The sequence below is a fragment of the Psychrobacter sp. 1U2 genome (genome assembly GCF_051847575.1).
The window spans coordinates 1-959 of record NZ_JBPYDC010000583.1 but is presented as its reverse complement, the minus strand read 5'-3'; the positions used below and the strand labels follow the sequence as shown (position 1 = coordinate 959).

Genomic DNA, 959 nt, shown 5'->3' with positions numbered 1-959 from the left:
CAGATAGCTCATGGTGTGCTGCTTGTTCTCCGTCTGGCTTAATATAAAATGCTTTAAACTCGACCTGCGCATGACGTTTGCCAAGCTTTGGCGTGTGTTCTACGATTTCTAGTCCTGCCCAATCGGTCTCGGTGGCCCATGTCTCAATCGCCTTGATATCAAGCAAGCTTTGCTGCGCGGGCAGGGTGGTTTTGGCAATATATTCTGGCTTGATGAGCACAAAAGCGCTATAACGCGTGCGCATCAGACGCTGCGCTGACTCCGCTCTTATACTATCTATTTTATCAACGTTGTCATTATAAAAAGCATCATGATAAGGCTGGCAGCAGTCTTGATAGGATAATAGAGCGTCTGTCGTCTCTGCTGTTGGATTGGTTTGGCAAGGGCAAGGATGTAGGGAGGTCTGCATGTTTTACTCTAATTTTCGTTTGGGCTTATTCGTTTAGGCTTAATGGTCTTATGATAACTTTATTGCAGCATACTTTTTACTAATTCTGGCAATATACCAACTCTTAGCTGTGCCCATGCTGATGGGTCACTTAACCGCGACCAAAAAATCTCAAAAGGCGGCGCTATATATATCAAGAGCAAAAGAATAGCGTACAGTAGCAGATACCACCATTTGTCTTTGTGTTGATAAAACTTCATGGCCGTGCCCGATGAGCGTTTCATTTTCATATTGGATAAATTGACGCTATACAGCTCATCCAGTGTCAAATGCACCATTGCACCGCCGAATAAAAACAGCCCATAAAACCAGCTGGCGGTCAGCGGCATCTGTAATCCATAATAGCTCAGACAAGTCATCCCAAGTCCCATTATCGCCATATAAGGGACAGAATGGATGACACCGCGGTGCACCGTCATATTGGTAAAAATATGAAATACCACATAACGCATAAAACCATAGCCTGCCAGCCATAACGCCATCAGGGCAAGTAAACTTAGCTCACTGCGCC

At 44.9% G+C, this 959-nt stretch carries 2 protein-coding genes; both read right to left on the bottom strand.

The window, feature by feature from the left end; translation table 11 throughout:
- Positions 1-409 (bottom strand): YchJ family protein (locus ACS8FD_RS17430; protein WP_439276776.1); only part of this gene is annotated, 409 nt, incomplete at its 3' end.
- A gap of 59 nt (positions 410-468) precedes the next feature.
- The coding region (locus ACS8FD_RS17425; protein WP_439276775.1) for a metal-dependent hydrolase at positions 469-959 on the bottom strand (491 nt) is incomplete at its 5' end.